General features: G+C 48.3%; 17 protein-coding genes and 1 other RNA gene. 5 read left to right on the forward strand and 13 right to left on the reverse strand.

Features of this window, described 5'->3' with window-relative positions; translation table 11 throughout:
• Positions 1-294 (reverse strand): hypothetical protein (locus J1782_RS03350; RefSeq protein WP_217152419.1); only part of this gene is annotated, 294 nt, incomplete at its 3' end.
• Between the two features lie 385 nt (positions 295-679).
• Between J1782_RS03350 and J1782_RS03355 the strand changes: the two genes are divergently transcribed.
• The gene (locus J1782_RS03355) at positions 680-1,300 is read left to right on the forward strand and encodes a recombinase family protein (protein WP_217152420.1); all 621 of its coding nucleotides are present in this window, start codon (positions 680-682) and stop codon (positions 1,298-1,300) included.
• Positions 1,301-1,414: 114 nt separating this feature from the next.
• On the opposite strand, the gene J1782_RS03360 is transcribed toward J1782_RS03355, so the two are convergent.
• From J1782_RS03360 to J1782_RS03370, 3 genes are read right to left on the reverse strand one after another with little or no spacing between them, the layout of a single operon-like run.
• Complete coding sequence (locus J1782_RS03360; protein ID WP_217152421.1) at positions 1,415-1,774, reverse strand: hypothetical protein; 360 nt, start codon at positions 1,772-1,774, stop codon at positions 1,415-1,417.
• Positions 1,775-1,784: 10 nt separating this feature from the next.
• Positions 1,785-2,558 carry a hypothetical protein gene (locus tag J1782_RS03365; protein WP_217152422.1) on the reverse strand — a complete coding sequence of 258 codons (774 nt, stop codon included), beginning with the start codon at positions 2,556-2,558 and terminating at the stop codon, positions 1,785-1,787.
• Positions 2,559-2,563: 5 nt separating this feature from the next.
• Positions 2,564-2,821: a helix-turn-helix transcriptional regulator gene (locus J1782_RS03370; protein WP_217152423.1), complete on the reverse strand. Its 258-nt coding sequence runs from the start codon at positions 2,819-2,821 to the stop codon at positions 2,564-2,566.
• 108 nt (positions 2,822-2,929) lie between these two features.
• On the opposite strand from J1782_RS03370, the gene J1782_RS03375 reads away from it, so the two are divergent.
• Positions 2,930-3,556, forward strand: a complete 627-nt coding sequence (locus J1782_RS03375; protein WP_217152424.1) for a LexA family transcriptional regulator — start codon at positions 2,930-2,932, stop codon at positions 3,554-3,556.
• A gap of 320 nt (positions 3,557-3,876) precedes the next feature.
• On the opposite strand, the gene J1782_RS03380 is transcribed toward J1782_RS03375, so the two are convergent.
• Positions 3,877-4,947 (reverse strand): site-specific integrase, encoded by a 1,071-nt coding sequence (locus tag J1782_RS03380; RefSeq protein ID WP_217152425.1) that lies wholly within the window; start codon positions 4,945-4,947, stop codon positions 3,877-3,879.
• A gap of 107 nt (positions 4,948-5,054) precedes the next feature.
• An RNA gene (ffs, locus tag J1782_RS03385) (signal recognition particle sRNA small type) lies at positions 5,055-5,151 on the reverse strand.
• A 194-nt stretch (positions 5,152-5,345) separates the two neighbouring features.
• Between ffs and J1782_RS03390 the strand changes: the two genes are divergently transcribed.
• Positions 5,346-5,654: an MGMT family protein gene (locus J1782_RS03390; protein ID WP_165059312.1), complete on the forward strand. Its 309-nt coding sequence runs from the start codon at positions 5,346-5,348 to the stop codon at positions 5,652-5,654.
• 60 nt (positions 5,655-5,714) lie between these two features.
• Here J1782_RS03390 and J1782_RS03395 read toward each other — a convergent pair whose 3' ends face one another.
• A complete protein-coding gene (locus J1782_RS03395) occupies positions 5,715-6,293 on the reverse strand; it encodes a YbaY family lipoprotein (protein WP_165059310.1) in 579 nt (192 codons plus the stop codon).
• A 245-nt stretch (positions 6,294-6,538) separates the two neighbouring features.
• Between J1782_RS03395 and tesB the strand changes: the two genes are divergently transcribed.
• Positions 6,539-7,405: an acyl-CoA thioesterase II gene (gene tesB / locus J1782_RS03400; protein WP_165059308.1), complete on the forward strand. Its 867-nt coding sequence runs from the start codon at positions 6,539-6,541 to the stop codon at positions 7,403-7,405.
• Between the two features lie 127 nt (positions 7,406-7,532).
• Here tesB and amtB read toward each other — a convergent pair whose 3' ends face one another.
• The 5 genes from amtB to J1782_RS03425 form a co-directional block, all read right to left on the reverse strand.
• Positions 7,533-8,822 (reverse strand): ammonium transporter AmtB, encoded by a 1,290-nt coding sequence (gene amtB / locus J1782_RS03405; protein WP_101075501.1) that lies wholly within the window; start codon positions 8,820-8,822, stop codon positions 7,533-7,535.
• An 85-nt stretch (positions 8,823-8,907) separates the two neighbouring features.
• A complete protein-coding gene (gene glnK / locus J1782_RS03410; RefSeq protein WP_009639071.1) occupies positions 8,908-9,246 on the reverse strand; it encodes a P-II family nitrogen regulator in 339 nt (112 codons plus the stop codon).
• 342 nt (positions 9,247-9,588) lie between these two features.
• Positions 9,589-11,388 (reverse strand): SmdB family multidrug efflux ABC transporter permease/ATP-binding protein, encoded by a 1,800-nt coding sequence (locus J1782_RS03415; RefSeq protein ID WP_217152426.1) that lies wholly within the window; start codon positions 11,386-11,388, stop codon positions 9,589-9,591.
• The gene (locus J1782_RS03420) at positions 11,381-13,153 is read right to left on the reverse strand and encodes a SmdA family multidrug ABC transporter permease/ATP-binding protein (RefSeq protein ID WP_217152427.1); all 1,773 of its coding nucleotides are present in this window, start codon (positions 13,151-13,153) and stop codon (positions 11,381-11,383) included. The genes J1782_RS03415 and J1782_RS03420 overlap by 8 nt, the downstream gene beginning before the upstream one ends.
• Before the next feature lie 135 nt (positions 13,154-13,288).
• Positions 13,289-13,744 carry an Lrp/AsnC family transcriptional regulator gene (locus J1782_RS03425; protein WP_104923057.1) on the reverse strand — a complete coding sequence of 152 codons (456 nt, stop codon included), beginning with the start codon at positions 13,742-13,744 and terminating at the stop codon, positions 13,289-13,291.
• Positions 13,745-13,864: 120 nt separating this feature from the next.
• Between J1782_RS03425 and J1782_RS03430 the strand changes: the two genes are divergently transcribed.
• Positions 13,865-14,908 (forward strand): PLP-dependent cysteine synthase family protein, encoded by a 1,044-nt coding sequence (locus J1782_RS03430; protein ID WP_208949892.1) that lies wholly within the window; start codon positions 13,865-13,867, stop codon positions 14,906-14,908.
• 83 nt (positions 14,909-14,991) lie between these two features.
• Here the strand turns inward: J1782_RS03430 and cof are convergent, their stop codons facing one another.
• Positions 14,992-15,813: an HMP-PP phosphatase gene (gene cof / locus J1782_RS03435; RefSeq protein ID WP_165059303.1), complete on the reverse strand. Its 822-nt coding sequence runs from the start codon at positions 15,811-15,813 to the stop codon at positions 14,992-14,994.
• Positions 15,814-15,912 lie beyond the last annotated feature (99 nt).

The following is a 15,912-nucleotide window of genomic DNA, read 5'->3' on the forward strand; positions in this document are numbered from 1 at the left end:
AATTTTTTCTTGAGCATCTATCTCCACAGATAACAATTTTTCAGCAATCCCAAGTGTCCTTTTATCCCATTCAACCTGATCATTAACAAGTACACTCAAATGAGAAGGAACGAATTCCTCTATTGCCCTGAATTTAAATGATTTACTACGTGTGTTCTCAAGCAGTTCATCTAGTAACTGGCTGCAATAAGTTTGAAAATCCCCTTCACCATGTTCAAGAACCACTCGGCTTGCTTCTGCTTGTTCCACTGAGATGTTAAACATTGCGTGTGATATAACTTTAAGTTCACTCATTGCTCATAAGTCCTTGTAAAATATAAAATCACAGCACTGGTTATCCATACAGTATAATTCGAATAAATTTTCCAACCAGCACTTTTACAAAAAAAATGTAGGGATTGTCATTGGATCAATCCTATAAACAATACTTGAAGTTATTAAACATGAGAATTGGTTTGTATGCCAGATGGTTAGAGTTTTTTTGTACGAACCTATATCGTCATTATATTGGTGATAATAGTTTCATATCGGTACTATTGTCGCACAATGGAGGTGCGATAAATGTATACCTCAAACAGACCAACGGAACTCACCTCTGAGCTGGTTCATTAAATGGATTTTACAACTCAAAACGGACCATATATAATGAACCATATAAAACAGACCTATGGTGATTCCTATGCGTGTATGGGCTTATCTTAGAGCATCAACTAAAGAACAAGATGCCGACAGAGCATTAAACGAGTTAGAGGCATTCGCTCATTCACATGATCTTAAAGTATCAAAGTACTTCAAAGAGAATGAATCAGGTGCAAGTCTACAGCGACCTCAATTGTTCCTACTTTTGGAAATCGCTGAACATGGCGATATTCTTCTTTGTGAACAAATCGACCGTATCAGTAGGCTTACTGGTCAGGACTGGAAAACTCTGAGAGCAATCATTGAATCAAAGGGGATCAGAGTTGTGTCATTGGATTTACCAACGAGCCATCAGCTTTTGAATGTTCAGGATGAGTTTACCGCACGTATGTTTGAAGCAATGAATTCTATGATGCTTGATATGCTGGCAGCTATCAGCCGGAAGGATTATGAAGATCGGCGTAGGCGGCAAAAGCAGGGGATACAAAAAGCAATGAGTGAAAATCGGTACAAGGGACGTCCGATCGATCAAGAACTCCATCGCAGAATTACTGAACTTTTGACCGATGGTAAAAGTTGGAATAAAGTGCAGGATTTGATCGGCTGCTCAAGGGCTACTGTAGCGAAGGTTTCGAAAAAAATGTCAATCATATCAATATAATAGATGAGTATTTCGCCAGGTATCTATTTAATAACAAACAGATATAGCGGCAGGGGGCTAACAAAGGATATAAGATGAATTGCTGTCAATATATCCTTTCGATATCTCACTAGATTATTTTTCTGATCTATCAAGTACTAAGTAACTTGGCTGGCACATACTACCTCGTTCCTGCAGCCAGTAGTAATCCAGATCAGCAACTCGGACATTCAGCCCTGAGTCAATACGGTTGATCTGTAACCGCAGCCCAACGGTATCTTTGTACGATAAACCTGATTTAACAATGTACTTGTACTTAACCCCTTTTTCTTCCTCATACGCCTTGATGAAAGGAGTTATTTTCTGCTGAATCTCTTTTAGACAAATCACTTCATTATCAATAACAAATGGTTTCTCCACTTTTCCATCAGGTACAGCCGCCATTGATGAAATTGAACAGCAGGATAAAAGTACCGCCATTGAATATTTTTTCAATTGTATTTCCTTATTGAAGATTCACATTTAATACTTCACCAGTATCTGCATTGAACGTGCAGGAGTACTCCACATTTTTAAATGCACCGAAACCGTTTTGAGCCTGTGCCCTATGCCCGTAAAGAGTGACTAATTTTCTATTTTTATCTTGCCAATTGTACGAAGAGAACTTTGGTTCAAGAACTCCATCAGTCCATTTAAACTGGTACTGAGCAGAGTTTTCAACGGCAACTTTACATATGTAATCCCCTGCTTTATGTTTTGACGCGTAACAATGAGCATCATCGAGGCATTGAGCCTCTTCTTCTTTTGCTTTCTGCTCTTTTTCAGCTGCAAGCAACGCATCATGAGCTGTCTTGTCTGCTGCTTTAATTCGTTGTTCTTCTTCATACTTTGCGTAATCGGTAGTATTTGTTATGTTGTTTTTTCGAGCAATAGAAAACTCTTTGCCGTCTTTAAAGCCAAGTTTTTCTGCTCTGAATTCATCGCTTGAGGATCGGGCAACACTTGCAACTATGGCAAGCCCAATAATCAGTACCGGAACGGTGTAGTTATTAACAAATTTATAGGGTAAGTACTTTTCTTTGAGGGTTCCAAATGATAATACAACCCAGCTTATCGCGACTAAGGCAGCACCAAGCTGACAAACCCCAGCAGCAAAAAGCACCACTACCGACCAGAAACCAGTACCTGCGGCGAAAAAATCCCCAAACTTTTCCAGTGCCGCTAAACAAAGCAATATCCCCCAAATCCCGTAAATGCCTCTTTTTAGAACTTTATTCACTGTAATTATCCTTTTTTATACCTTTCAGGCCAAATGCAATGTACTGACTCATCTATAAAATCGGCAATGATTTGCTCTCCTTTAGGCCAATGACGTTCAAGTGCGTTATAAAGTGTTCTTTCGTGTAACCCATTTGCCCTAGATAGTTGTGCTAGTGTTCCTCCTTTCTTCTTGATCGCTGCAAGTATGTCGGCTCTGTGCCAATTCTCGGTACTGGCATTTTGCTCCTTTTTCTGACATCCTGATTCTTTATGAATACTCATAATGATAACTCGTTACTTATATTGAGAATATAATTGATCATTATAAGGTACATGTCAAATCATAATAAGGAACTTTCGTTCCTTTAATTGAATAGTTGTGGGACGTAAATGGCTGACAAGAAAGAGAGCATTGTGCAATTTAGCGAGAGGCTGAAATCGATTGTTCCTTCTGGTTCTGGACGTGATTTCGCAAAGAAAGCGGGTATTGGTTACAGTACGGTGCATAACTATCTTCAGGCTGTCTCAAGCCCAACCTTAGATAATCTTGTATTGCTTGCTAAAGCTGGGAATGTCTCCGTGGAATGGTTGGCTACAGGCAAGGAGTTTGTGGTGACAGATCTTGCACCAGCACACGAAATGAAGAACGGCAGAGTTTTCAAAATTCCTTTTTATAAAAACAGTGAATTCCTTTTATTGGATGCTGAAGCATTCTCATCCCTCCACGTTAACGCTGAACACCTCACTGCTCTTCGTGTTGATACCGACGTGATGGAACCTACGTTTACGACTGGTAGTGTTTTAATAATAGATCAAAGCCAAAAGCATCTTAAAGACAGCAAAGTGATTGTGATGAGTAAAGGGGGGAGCTACTTATATAAGCGAATCCAGATAGTTTCTGATGGGTATAGTTTATGTAGTGATAATATCAAATACAATGAAATAATTATCACAGAAGACTCGCTTTCTACTTTTGAGATTTTAGGTGAAGCCTTGATAGTACTGAACCGTGTATAACAAGTTCGTCGTCAAATATTAGGATAAGGGTGAATCTCACGATTCAGTACTGTTATAGTACTTTTATGAGTGGTACATTAGCTTTGTTGCACCACAACAATAACCAATTGATTAACCAACACAATTTAGTACTAACGGCTGATGGCAGGGCCTCCACCAATTTATACCTAAGTACTTAATAAGTAATGATTAAAGTACTGAAAACTCCCTTCCCAAGCCTTAGTGGTACAATTTTGTGTATCACCGTAAGGTTCAGTATGTCTCTTATGCTCTCTCGTCATTAATCCACCTCTCTGTTGAGAGGTGGATTAATGATTAAATCAAATATGTTCCAAAAGATCATATAGTTGAGACGCAGAAACAGATTTACCATATCTTCTATATGTGATCGAATTATCCGCATGCCCCAAGAAAGCAGCAGCATAGTGTTCTACTACAGCAGCATTTTTCAGCATAGTCGCAATGTAATGCCTCAGAGAGTGGAATTCAGGAACCCCCTGCTTCTTACGGAACCCGCTAAACCAACGGGTGAAATAATGACTAAACGACCCTTTATAAAGTGTTAACTGAGGAAACAGTCTCCCATTTTGTCTTTGCACGTAGTCCAGAAATCCGGTATCTATCAATTTATTATGCATCGGTATTGTACGTTTACTGTTCTCGGTTTTAACTACCTGGCCCTCAAAACGATCATCGACAACAATACACCAACGATTTTCGTGTTGTTGTATATCGTTTTGATATAGCTGGCAAATTTCGTTAGCTCTCATCCCTGTAAAACGACCGAGCAGAATGATCCATCTCTTCCATTCTGGCAAAGCAGAAATTCCATTCTCAAGATGCTTAATCTGAGCAGGTGTATAAGCTTCTCGCTTTCGTGATACTGGTTCACGATCCTTCTGCAACAATCCATCAAAAGGATTTTGAAAATCAACATCAGTACGGTGCTTCAGCCATCGGAAAAAACCGCTGATTTTCTTAACATATTTGTTCTTTGTGGGAATAGCGACATTTAGCTCATTAATGAACTCCGCAGCCTGACTCCGCTTAAGTATCTGATCAGTAAATTTAAAATACTTATCAATACATCGCTTAATGGAAGCGACTTCCCTTTCACAAACCTCTCGACTTTTAAACTCTACATACAGTTCAGCTTGTGATCTTAACTCTTGTGTAGCCAATTCTAGATTTGGGGGGGAGATAATTTGATTTGTAGGGCTAATGACTTCAGAAATCGACCAAGGACGATCTGCAAAGCGTACAGAACGCTTCAACGCTTCAGTTTTTGAACGTGTACCTAGTGAGCGACGAAATTCACGACGCTTACCACAGGATAAAACGTTAACTTTTCTGTAGTACCAGATCCCATGACGAGAGAGCATAAGAGACATACTGAACCTTACGGTGATACACAAAATTGTACCACTAAGGCTTGGGAAGGGAGTTTTCAGTACTTTAATCATTACTTATTAAGTACTTAGGTATAAATTGGTGGAGGCCCTGCCAGCTACATCCCGGCACACACGACACCTGCCATGGCTGCTTCCTTCCGGACCTGACCGAGTTAACAAGTTAGTGTTGCGGGAGAACCAACAGGGCCCCCATTGTCGTTATTGGCCCCGCGTCTCTGTACAAGAGAATCGAAGCGGTGGGCATTATCTGTGATGACCAGAGCAAAAGCAAGTTAACCGCCGACAACCGTTGTTTTCTTAAACAATACGCCTGAATCAGGCCGGACAGAACCCCGATTTTTACGTCATACTGTCCGGCAAACACTGAGGAGGATGTCATGTCGGACCCCGATAACTTTCGCCAGCGCGTATTTCAGATTATCGCCGCCATCCCAACCGGACAAGTCACCACATACGGTAACGTGGCGCAGCTCGCAGGATCTCCGCGTGCGGCACGTCAGGTCGGCGGCGTACTCAAGAAACTTCCGGAAGGCAGCACCCTTCCCTGGCATCGCGTGATTAACCGCCACGGCGAGATTTCCCTGCAAGGCGAAGATTTTAAACGTCAACGTCAGGCGTTACTGGCTGAAGGGATTGTCTTTAAGAAAGGCAAAGTCGATTTAGAGAAATACGGCTGGAAATGGTAGAACTGCGCCCATAAAAAAGCACCGCCGAAGCGGTGCCTGAGTGCGCAGACAGCCTTTACATCAGTAAGTTGACTGTGATGGCACTGCGCTGATCGGTGCCGGCGAAGTGCCCAGCCCCGGAGTAGACGGGTTGCTGAGCGGACCTGAAGCATCCGGCTTGGTGGCAACCGGTACGGCGACAACCGGCACAAGTTGCAGGTCGGCACGGGTGCCCTGACCATGGTTAATCACTTCCTTAATGCTGTCGGTGACGAAGGTCATCTGACCATTAACGGTCACCGCTGCGCTCAGGAGGACGCGGGCATTTGGCGCAATTTCCTGCGGGTTATACGGCAGGATAAACGTAAACGGCGCCTGTTTACCCTGGGTTCTTGCGACTTTCTGTGAAATCACGCGTGAAGGCGCATCCGCCAGAGACGCATCAGACAATGTGACGGTCAGAACCGCATCAGGCGGTAAAGCCACTCGCTGATTGATAAACACGCTACCAGACACATTTGGGCCGGTGATCGCAGGTTCGGTCGACGGACTGGCCGCCGTATTAACAGGGGGCTGTTGCGCTGGGTCCTGGTGGTGCGGTGCGCACCCGGCAAGAGTCAGAGACAGCGCGGTTCCACCTACTATCTGCCAAAGTTTCATTGATCGTACTCCCTTTTTATTAGTCGCTTGTCGACAAGCTGTAATAAACGCCGACGATGAATTTAGTGACTTTAACCAGCTTACCTATTAATCATGGCACAAAAATCTGAAGTTTTCCTCCCGACGACAAAACAGGGCTTCTGAGCATCAGGAAGATCCACTATGATTAACAGGTTAGACCTGTGCCGGAGACCGCATTTTTTTCCGCCCGGCATGCATCAGCCGGTAACTTTCATGAGGCCACTATGAGTCAGGCATTAAAAAATCTGCTGGATCTTTTAGATCTGGAAAAAATCGAAGAAGGGCTGTTTCGTGGTCAAAGTGAAGATCTGGGTTTACGTCAGGTCTTTGGTGGTCAGGTTGTCGGTCAGGCGCTGTATGCCGCCAAACAAACCGTACCAGTCGATCGTGGTATTCATTCGTTTCACAGTTACTTTTTGCGTCCGGGCGACAGCAGCAAACCGATTATTTATGACGTTGAAATCCTGCGCGACGGCAACAGTTTCAGCGCCCGTCGGGTGAAAGCCGTACAGCACGGCAAGCCAATTTTTTATATGACAGCTTCTTTCCAGAGTCAGGAAGAAGGTTTTGAGCACCAAAATACGATGCCGGACGTGCCACCGCCGGAATCACTGGTGTCGGAATCCGATATTGCTAAAAATCTGGCGCATCTTATTCCGGAAAAATTCCGCGAAAAATTCATCGGCCATAAGCCAATCGAGATGCGCCCGGTGAAATTCCACAACCCGCTGAAAGGCAGTGTTGAAGAGCCGCACCGTGCCGTGTGGTTCCGCGCGAACGGCGAAATGCCTGACGATCTGCGGATCCACCAGTATTTGCTGGGCTACGCGTCTGATTTCAATTTCCTGCCCACCGCGCTACAACCTCACGGCATTGGCTTCCTGGAGCCGGGAATGCAGGTGGCGACCATCGACCATTCGATGTGGTTCCACCGCCCTTTCCGCATGGACGACTGGCTGCTGTATGCCGTTGAAAGCACCTCAGCTTCCGGCGCCCGCGGTTTTGTGCGCGGCCAGTTCTATACGCGTGAAGGGGTTTTAGTGGCCTCTACGGTGCAGGAAGGCGTGATCCGCCAAAGACCGGTCGAGTAAATCCGCTATTACGCAAAATCAGACATAAAAATGGGGCGACAGTGATATCGCCCCTTCTGTTTTTTCATCTTTATTATTTTATACTGCTTAATTAGAGAGTTAGCGCACTACTTTCTCTGAAATCAGCTTACTGGTTGTAAGCATTCTCGCCGTGGCTGTTCACGTCCAGACCTTCACGTTCCTGCTCTTCAGGAACACGCAGACCTACAATCATGTCAGCCACTTTGTAACCGATGAAGGCCACAACGCCAGACCAGACCAGCGTAACGCAGACGCTGAAGAACTGAACCCAGACCTGATGGCCCATGGTGACGCCTTCTGCATAACCCACACCGCCCAGAGAGCTGGAAGTGAATACGCCAGTCAGCAGACAACCTACGATACCGCACACGCCGTGGACACCGAAAACGTCACAGGTATCGTCCACACGCAGCCATTTTTTCAGGGTAACCACACCCCAAAGACCGGTAATGCCGCCTACCAGACCGATAATCAGAGCACCGCCCACGCCAACAGTCCCGCACGCCGGGGTGATAGCAACCAGACCTGCGATAGCACCGGAGCTTGCGCCCAGCAGAGAAGGCTTACCGCGAACCATCCACTCAACCAGCGTCCAGGACAGGATTGCACCTGCGGTCGCAATAACGGTGTTGAGGAATGCCAGGGCTGCAATGGAGCTCGCCGCGCTTGCCGAACCGGCGTTGAAGCCGAACCAGCCCACGTACAGGATTGAAGCGCCGGTGAAGACCATCGGCAGGTTGTGTGGTTTGAACGCTTCTTTACCAAAGCCTGCGCGTTTGCCCAGCAGATATGCACCCACCAGACCTGCGATAGCGGCGTTGATGTGAACAACCGTACCACCCGCGAAGTCCAGCGCGCCATCAGCCGCCAGGAAGCCGCCCGCCCACACCATGTGAGCCATCGGGATGTAAGAGAAGGTCAGCCAGATCACAGTGAAAATCAGCACCGCAGAGAAACGAACACGTTCAGCGATACCGCCCACAATCAGCGCTACAGTGATGCAGGCGAAAGAGCATTGGAACGCAACGTGAATCATCTGGGAGAAGGTGCCCGTGACTGAATCCAGGCCGATGCCTTTCATCATCACATTGCTGAAGCCGCCGAAGAAGGCGTTACCTTCACTGAATGCGAGGCTGTAGCCATAAAGGATCCACAGAACACAAACCAGCGCGAAGGTCACGATAACCTGAGTCAGCATGGACAGAACGTTCTTAGAACGCAGTAAGCCGCCGTAGAACAATGCCACGCCAGGTACAGTCATAAACAGTACCAAGGCAGTACAGATCATCATAAATGCGTTGTCAGCACCGTTTGCGGCTGCCGGTGCTGCTGCCATGGCAAGCGAAGGCAGCAATGCAACCGCGCCAAGCCCCATCATGGATAAAAGTTTTTTCATTATTAACCCACCCCTGTTTCTCAAAACTGTTTTTTCTAACCTGATTTATATCAAAGCGATTTATATCAGAGATAAAGGCCTGAAATTACAGTGCTGCTTCGTCAGTTTCACCCGTACGGATACGGATGACGCGTTGCAATTCTGCAACGAAAATTTTGCCATCACCGATCTTGCCGGTGTAGGCCGCTTTGCTAATCACGTCGATCACTTCATCCAGCTGATCGTCAGCGATAGCAATGTCGATTTTTACTTTTGGCAGGAAGTTCACGCTGTATTCCGCACCGCGGTACAACTCAGCGTGACCTTTCTGACGGCCGAAACCTTTAACTTCCGTTACGGTCAGCCCCTGAATTCCAACAGCAGACAGTGCTTCACGCACGTCTTCCAGCTTAAAAGGTTTGATCACCACAGTAACCAGCTTCATATTGCCACTCCTCGAATTAAGGGCTTGCCGCGAGAAACCTCGCGCCCGATACGGAATGGTTAAAGCAAAGGGTGTGCCAGAGTTGAAATCACGCAAATATTCATGCAATTCCCGCGTAATACGGCATTTTCAGATTATTCGTGACCCGGCGCACAGTTGTGAGGCCGTATTCAGCCTGACCCCATGCGCACCATTTAAGTGCCTGTCGCTGCCTTTTAGTGCAGAGAAAGTCAGCGGAACGTTTTGGCTGCATGAATCAGGTGCGTGAGACGCGAAAAGGAGGGATTAAAAGAACAGGAAGAAATGAACTGGCGCAGCAATCAGGCTGCGCCAGCTGAAAGATTATACGTTTTCTGTTGCTGAAATAATCGTACCGGTGGACGCCAGCTCCTGCCCTGCGAGCTGCAACTGATACATCTGATAATAACGGCCTTTTTCTGCCAGAAGCTGAAAATGGTTACCTTGTTCAACCGCCTGACCCCGATGCAATACCAAAATATTATCGGCATCGACAATCGTTGAAAGACGGTGGGCGATCACCACCAGAGTGGTTTGCTGACGGATAGCCCGCAACGCACGCTGAATTGCCTGCTCGGTCCCGGAATCAATATTGGCCGTTGCCTCGTCAAGGATCAGAATCTCAGGCGCCTGCACCAAAACGCGCGCCATCGCCAGCAACTGTTTCTGGCCCACGGAAAGATTATTCCCCTGTTCACCCAGACGCGTATTCAGCCCTTCCGGCATTTCACGCACCAGCGGCGAAAGCTGCACGATGTCCAGCGCGTGCCAGACCTGAGCTTCATCAATATCCCGCCCCAGTGTCACATTGGCGAACACCGATTCCGCCAGCACCACCGGATCCTGCTGAACCATTGCGATACCTTTACGCAAGCTGGTATGCGACAGGTCAGCAAGATTGCGTCCGTCCACGCGGATTTCACCTTTATTGAGGGGGTAATATCCCATCAGCAGATTCGCCAGCGTACTTTTGCCACTACCCGTATGCCCGACCAGCGCCACAAACCCGCGCGACTGAACGTGCAGGGAGATATTTTCCAGCACCCATTTGTCGGGCTGATAAGCGAAGCTGACGTCCCTGACTTCAATTTCTCCGCTGGTGAGTAATTTGTCGTCCGGACCGTATTGTTGCTGGGTTCTGTCCATCAAATCGAAAATACGCTCACCGGCAACAACCGCCTGCTGCAAAATAGATTGCTGCGAAGTCAGTTCGATCAGCGGTTCGTTGAGGCGCCCGAGATAGTTAATGAAGGCATACAACACGCCCACACCAATTGAGCCTTCGGCACTGAATCCGAAAAGCAGCAACAAACCGCACAGAATCAGCGATGAAAACAGGCTGAGCAATGGACGCAGCAGAAAACCTTCCAGCCTCAGCGTTTGCATACGCGCCATGTAGTGCGACTGGCTGGCGCGCGTGAGGCGTTCGCCGAATCTTTTCTGCTGACGAAATTGCTGGATGACGTTCATGCCATTAATGACTTCGTTAAACCCGTCATTAATGTCCGCCAGATAAGCGCGCACCTTGCGGACAACCGGCGTGCTGTAGACCTGATACAGCCCCATCACGACAAATACTGCCGGGAAAATGCAAATAGCCACGGAAGCCAGCCGCCAGTCCAGGCTGAACATCGCGATCAACATTGCGCCAATCAGGGCGATGCTGCGCAACACTGTCGACACCACGGTCACGTATAAATCGCGGATCACTTCGGTATCATTGGTCACACGGGAAATAAGCTGCCCGACCGGCTGGGTATCGAACGCACTGAGCGGCTGCCGGAGTGCGGCGTCCATAACATCGGTACGTAAACGCTGGACCACACCCACGGCGGCACGGTTAAACAATAACGCCTGAAAATAGTGCAGGCTTGCGGCAAGAAATTGCAGGAAGATAAAGCAAAGTGCCAGCAAGCTGACTTTCCCCCAGGGCAACTCCCCTTTCGCGACATAATGATCAATAAAGAAACTGATCAGAATGGGCCCGGTCACTTCCGCCGCGGCAGCAACCCACAACATTATGACAGCATAGGAAAGTGGCTTGCTGTAGGGTTTTCCGTATTTGAGAAGTCGTTTAAGCGTTGGCCATAACTTCTGAATTTTATTCGTTTTTGGTTCAGCCACGTTGTTCCGTCTCCATTTCCTGCGGCACGTCGTCCAGCGCAGCTTCAAGCTGCTGATAGCGGAACATATCCCGGTACCAGCCGGGCTGCGCAACAAGCTGATCGTGATCGCCACGTTGCGAAATGCTTCCATGGTTGAAGACCAAAATTTCGCTTGCTTCGGTCAGGGCAGAAAGGCGGTGTGCGCTGATGATCACCGTGCGGTCACTTCCCCACTGCCGTAAGTTATGCAGGATCTGATGTTCCGTACGACCATCAACTGCCGACAGCGCATCGTCAAGGATCAGGATTTCTGCTTTCATCAGCAACGCACGGGCGATGGAAATACGTTGTTTTTGCCCGCCGGAAAGCATTACGCCGCGCTCACCGACTTCGGTTTCGTATCCCTGGGGCAATCGCAGAATATCGTCATGTACACTGGCAAGCCGCGCCGATTCTTCAATTTCTTCCTGAGTGGCTTCCGGACGCCCAAGCGCAATGTTTTGCGCCACCGTGTCGGAGAACAGGAAAGGTGTCTGGCTGACAATCGCCAGACGCGCGCGCCAGTCGTCGAGCTGAATGTCTTTAAGAGATAACCCGTGATAGCGCACGTCCCCTTCTGTGACGTCAAACTGACGTTGGAGTAGAGCCAGAAGCGTACTCTTCCCGGAGCCGGTCGGGCCGCACAGCCCGAGCATTTTGCCCGGCTCAAGGGTGAATTCCACAGCATTCAGTGCAGACTGACTATTTTCAGGATACTGGAATCTGGTTATCTGAGCTTCAAGCACGGCCCGGCCAGCCGGTAACGGTTTTGTTCCGTCTGCCACAGCAGGGGCTTCCTGCAACAAACTGCGGATACGGCTGTAGGCCGCACTTCCGCGTTCAACAATATTAAACATCCAGGCCAGCGCCAGCATCGGCCAGATCATCAGCCCGAGATACATCACAAAGCTGGTTAATTCACCGAGCGTCAGGTGACCGTTGACTACCATCCAGCTCCCGCCGCCAATCGCCAACAGGTTTGCCATGCCGATAGACACATATATGGTCGGATCAAAACGCGCATCAACGCGCGCAACGCGCATGTTTTTAGCGCCGGTATCTGCCGCAACATCGGCAAACTGCGAGGACTGATGATTCTCCAGCCCAAAAGCTTTGATCATCCGGATACTGGTGAGGCTTTCCTGCGCCTGATCATTCAGTGAGGAGAACGCCGCCTGCGCCGTTTTGAAACGGGAATGCAGCTGGTCGCCATAACGTTTGATGATGATCGCCATCACCGGCATTGGCACCAGAGAAAGTAGCGTCAGTTCCCAGCTAATCTGCGTTGCCATTACAATCAGCACCGCCAGCCCCATGACCAGCGAATCCACCAGCGTCAGAACGCCCTCGCCGGCTGCAAAGACCACGCGGTCAACGTCGTTGGTTGCACGGGCAATTAAATCGCCAGTGCGATGACGCAGATAAAAGGCCGGATGCTGACGGCTGAGCTGCCGGAAGAAATCCTGCCGCAGTTCGACAGCAAGCTGATAGGACGCTCCGAATAACAGCACGCGCCAGACGTATCGCAACAAATACACTACAACAGCCGTGCCCAGCATCAGGCCAAGCCACGCGAAAAGCACACTTGCAGACATTTGTTTTGACGTTACGCCATCAATAATTACGCCAACCAGCTTGGGTGGCAGTAATTGCAGGATGGCAATAATGATCAGCAAGCCAACGGCACCCAGATACCGGCGCCATTCGCGTCGGAAGTACCAGCCTAATTGTGCAAACAATCTCACGCAGCGTTTTCCATACAAATAATAATGATTTTATTGAGTTAAACAGGTTTCAGAAACCCTGTTTTCTCTTCAGGACGACAAGGATACCAGAGTTAACATGCGTTTCTGATGAAACTTTTTACTGCAACTTTTGCATTAAATTGGCAATGCGGTCGTCGATTTTATGCGTTCCATCGCAAAACTTGAGGTCACATCGTTCAGTCCTGGAATGCCGTTCACAAGCCGCTTGTAAAAGTTGTCGTAGCTTTTCATATCGGAAACCTGAACCTGGAGTAAATAATCGTATTCCCCTGCCATCCGGTAAAAACCGAGCACTTCGGGAAAGGCTTCCACCTGCTGTACAAATCGCTGATACCACTCACTGTTGTGATGCTGAGTTTTAATCAGGACAAACGCTGTCAGGCTCAGCCCGAGTTTTTCACCATCCAGCAGGGCCACTTTTCCACAAATAATGCCGTCGTCTTCAAGACGTTTTATCCGTTTCCAGCAAGGCGTGGTGGTGAGATTTACCGCTTCGGCCAGTTCATTCAGAGAAAGCGTGCAATCCTTTTGCAATAACGACAACAGCCTGAGGTCAATTTTATCTACCATAACGCACTCCGGGAGAATATTTTTCTACAATACGCGCAGCTCATGGGGTAAAGGGTAACTTATTTCTCTGCCGCTTGCGTTATTCTTAATCCTACAAAACTTCTTCTGCGAGCTCTCATTATGCAAAACGCCTGGGTTAATCACGCTATCAAAGAAATCGACGCGGATTTTCAGCGTTCAGCCGATACACATTTAATTCGTCTCGCCCTGAATGATTTCCCCGGAATTTCGCTGTATCTGAAAGATGAAAGCACGCATCCGTCCGGCAGCCTGAAACATCGTCTGGCGCGTTCCCTGTTTTTGTATGGTCTGTGCAACGGCTGGATACGTGAAAATACGCCGATCATCGAGGCGTCGTCGGGCAGTACGGCTATTTCTGAGGCCTATTTCGCGCGTCTGCTCGGCCTGCCTTTTATTGCCGTGATGCCTGCATGTACCGCGCCTCGAAAAATTCAGCAAATTGAATTTTATGGCGGCCGCTGCCACTTTGTTGAAAACTCCGGTCAGATTTATGCCGCTTCCGAACAGCTTGCCCGTGAACTGAACGGGCATTACATGGATCAGTTTACTTTTGCTGAGCGCGCTACCGACTGGCGGGGAAACAATAACATCGCTGACAGTATTTTCCGCCAGATGTCCCGCGAGCCGCATCCGGTACCGCGATATCTGGTAATGAGCGCCGGAACAGGCGGCACCTCAGCCACACTGGGGCGTTATATTCGTTATCAGGGGCATAATACCGAACTGGTGGTGGTCGATCCGGAAAACTCAGTATTTTATGATTACTATCAGCAACGTGATGCCAGCGTAACTGCGCAATGCAGCAGCCGTATCGAAGGGATTGGCCGGCCGCGCGCCGAGCCTTCTTTTATTCCCAGCGTCATCGACAGCATGATGCAGGTGCCTGATGCGGCCAGCGTCGCGACGCTTCACTGGCTGGAAAAAGTGCTTGGCCGTAAAGTGGGCGGTTCAACCGGAACAAATGTCTGGGGCGCGCTGCAACTGGCTAAACAAATGCGAGAAAATGGCGAGACAGGTTCAATCGTCACGTTACTTTGCGACAGTGGCGAACGTTATCTGAATACCTATTTTGACGAGAACTGGATCGCGAAGAACATCGGGGATATTTCGGTGTACGCACAGCAGCTAGAAGGCCTTAACTGAGGTTTTAGGTTAGCCAACGCACCAGCAGCTTGAAGTATGAAGGAAAAAAGCCGGGACAGATAATCCCGGCTTGCTGCAAAACCTTAATATTCGGGGGAATAGGTGAGGTTTGGTGTGTGCAGCCAGTGTTGCAAAAAGTGAGACACCGCCTGATTCCGGCAGTGCCCGATAACTTGCAGATGCGGCGATTGTTCTTTCAGCACAGGCAATGCATTGCCCATGATCAGCCCCATTCCGACGCTTTCCAGCATTTCCCTGTCATTCATCGCATCGCCAAAGGCCATGCATTCAGACATTTTGATCTCAAGCCCCCCCGTCAGAAGTGCCAGCGCGCTGCCTTTGTTACAGCCCGCAGGCTGTACATCCAGGCAATCATGCGCCGAAAAACACAGGTCCAAACGATTGCCGAAATGCGCTTTCAGCTGGGGAACCAGTTTCAGCAGGGTTTCATGCGGTGCGCAGAAACACACTTTGCTGTTGCCTGCATCGGGCAATGTGCGCAGATCCTGCAAATGATAACGGAAACCGCTGAACTGATGCGGGATCAGCAAGTCGGGGTCGTCCAGAGCGGTAAACCAGCCGTCGTCACGAAAAACATGCTGACTCGCCGGTGTATCCCAGCCCGTGTGCAGCAATTCATGCGCACAATCTTCCGGTAAATCACTGGCGTGCAGTAAATGCCCGGACAAGTCATGAATACGTGTGCCATTGCCGGTAATCAGAAAACCTTCCATGCCTATATTGGCCAGAATATCTTTCATTTCAAGATAATGACGTCCGGTAGCAAAGGTAAGTCGCATGGGTTTTTCTGCCAACTGGCGCAGGGTTGCCAGCGTTTTCTCGCCCAGGGTATGGTCGGGTAAAAGAAGTGTGCCATCCATATCGAATGCAGCTAAACGGTACATATTTCCTCTCTGGGCGGGAATGATTTTCACGTTCAAAGTATGGACTGCGATTTGCGGAACTAATAGTGAACAGTTTATGAATACTCTTCCGGGTTTAGT

The organism is Rahnella sp. BCC 1045, from assembly GCF_019049615.1.
GTDB lineage: Bacteria > Pseudomonadota > Gammaproteobacteria > Enterobacterales > Enterobacteriaceae > Rahnella > Rahnella contaminans.

What these genes read in the sequence shown, in the direction of transcription:
- J1782_RS03355 (WP_217152420.1), top strand. Translation starts at nt 680, where the DNA reads ATGCGTGTATGGGCTTATCTTAGAGCATCAACTAAAGAACAAGATGCC.
- J1782_RS03370 (WP_217152423.1), bottom strand. Translation starts at nt 2,821, where the DNA reads ATGAGTATTCATAAAGAATCAGGATGTCAGAAAAAGGAGCAAAATGCC.
- J1782_RS03375 (WP_217152424.1), top strand. Translation starts at nt 2,930, where the DNA reads ATGGCTGACAAGAAAGAGAGCATTGTGCAATTTAGCGAGAGGCTGAAA.
- J1782_RS03380 (WP_217152425.1), bottom strand. Translation starts at nt 4,947, where the DNA reads ATGTCTCTTATGCTCTCTCGTCATGGGATCTGGTACTACAGAAAAGTT.
- J1782_RS03390 (WP_165059312.1), top strand. Translation starts at nt 5,346, where the DNA reads ATGTCGGACCCCGATAACTTTCGCCAGCGCGTATTTCAGATTATCGCC.
- J1782_RS03395 (WP_165059310.1), bottom strand. Translation starts at nt 6,293, where the DNA reads ATGAAACTTTGGCAGATAGTAGGTGGAACCGCGCTGTCTCTGACTCTT.
- tesB (WP_165059308.1), top strand. Translation starts at nt 6,539, where the DNA reads ATGAGTCAGGCATTAAAAAATCTGCTGGATCTTTTAGATCTGGAAAAA.
- amtB (WP_101075501.1), bottom strand. Translation starts at nt 8,822, where the DNA reads ATGAAAAAACTTTTATCCATGATGGGGCTTGGCGCGGTTGCATTGCTG.
- glnK (WP_009639071.1), bottom strand. Translation starts at nt 9,246, where the DNA reads ATGAAGCTGGTTACTGTGGTGATCAAACCTTTTAAGCTGGAAGACGTG.
- J1782_RS03425 (WP_104923057.1), bottom strand. Translation starts at nt 13,744, where the DNA reads ATGGTAGATAAAATTGACCTCAGGCTGTTGTCGTTATTGCAAAAGGAT.
- J1782_RS03430 (WP_208949892.1), top strand. Translation starts at nt 13,865, where the DNA reads ATGCAAAACGCCTGGGTTAATCACGCTATCAAAGAAATCGACGCGGAT.
- cof (WP_165059303.1), bottom strand. Translation starts at nt 15,813, where the DNA reads ATGTACCGTTTAGCTGCATTCGATATGGATGGCACACTTCTTTTACCC.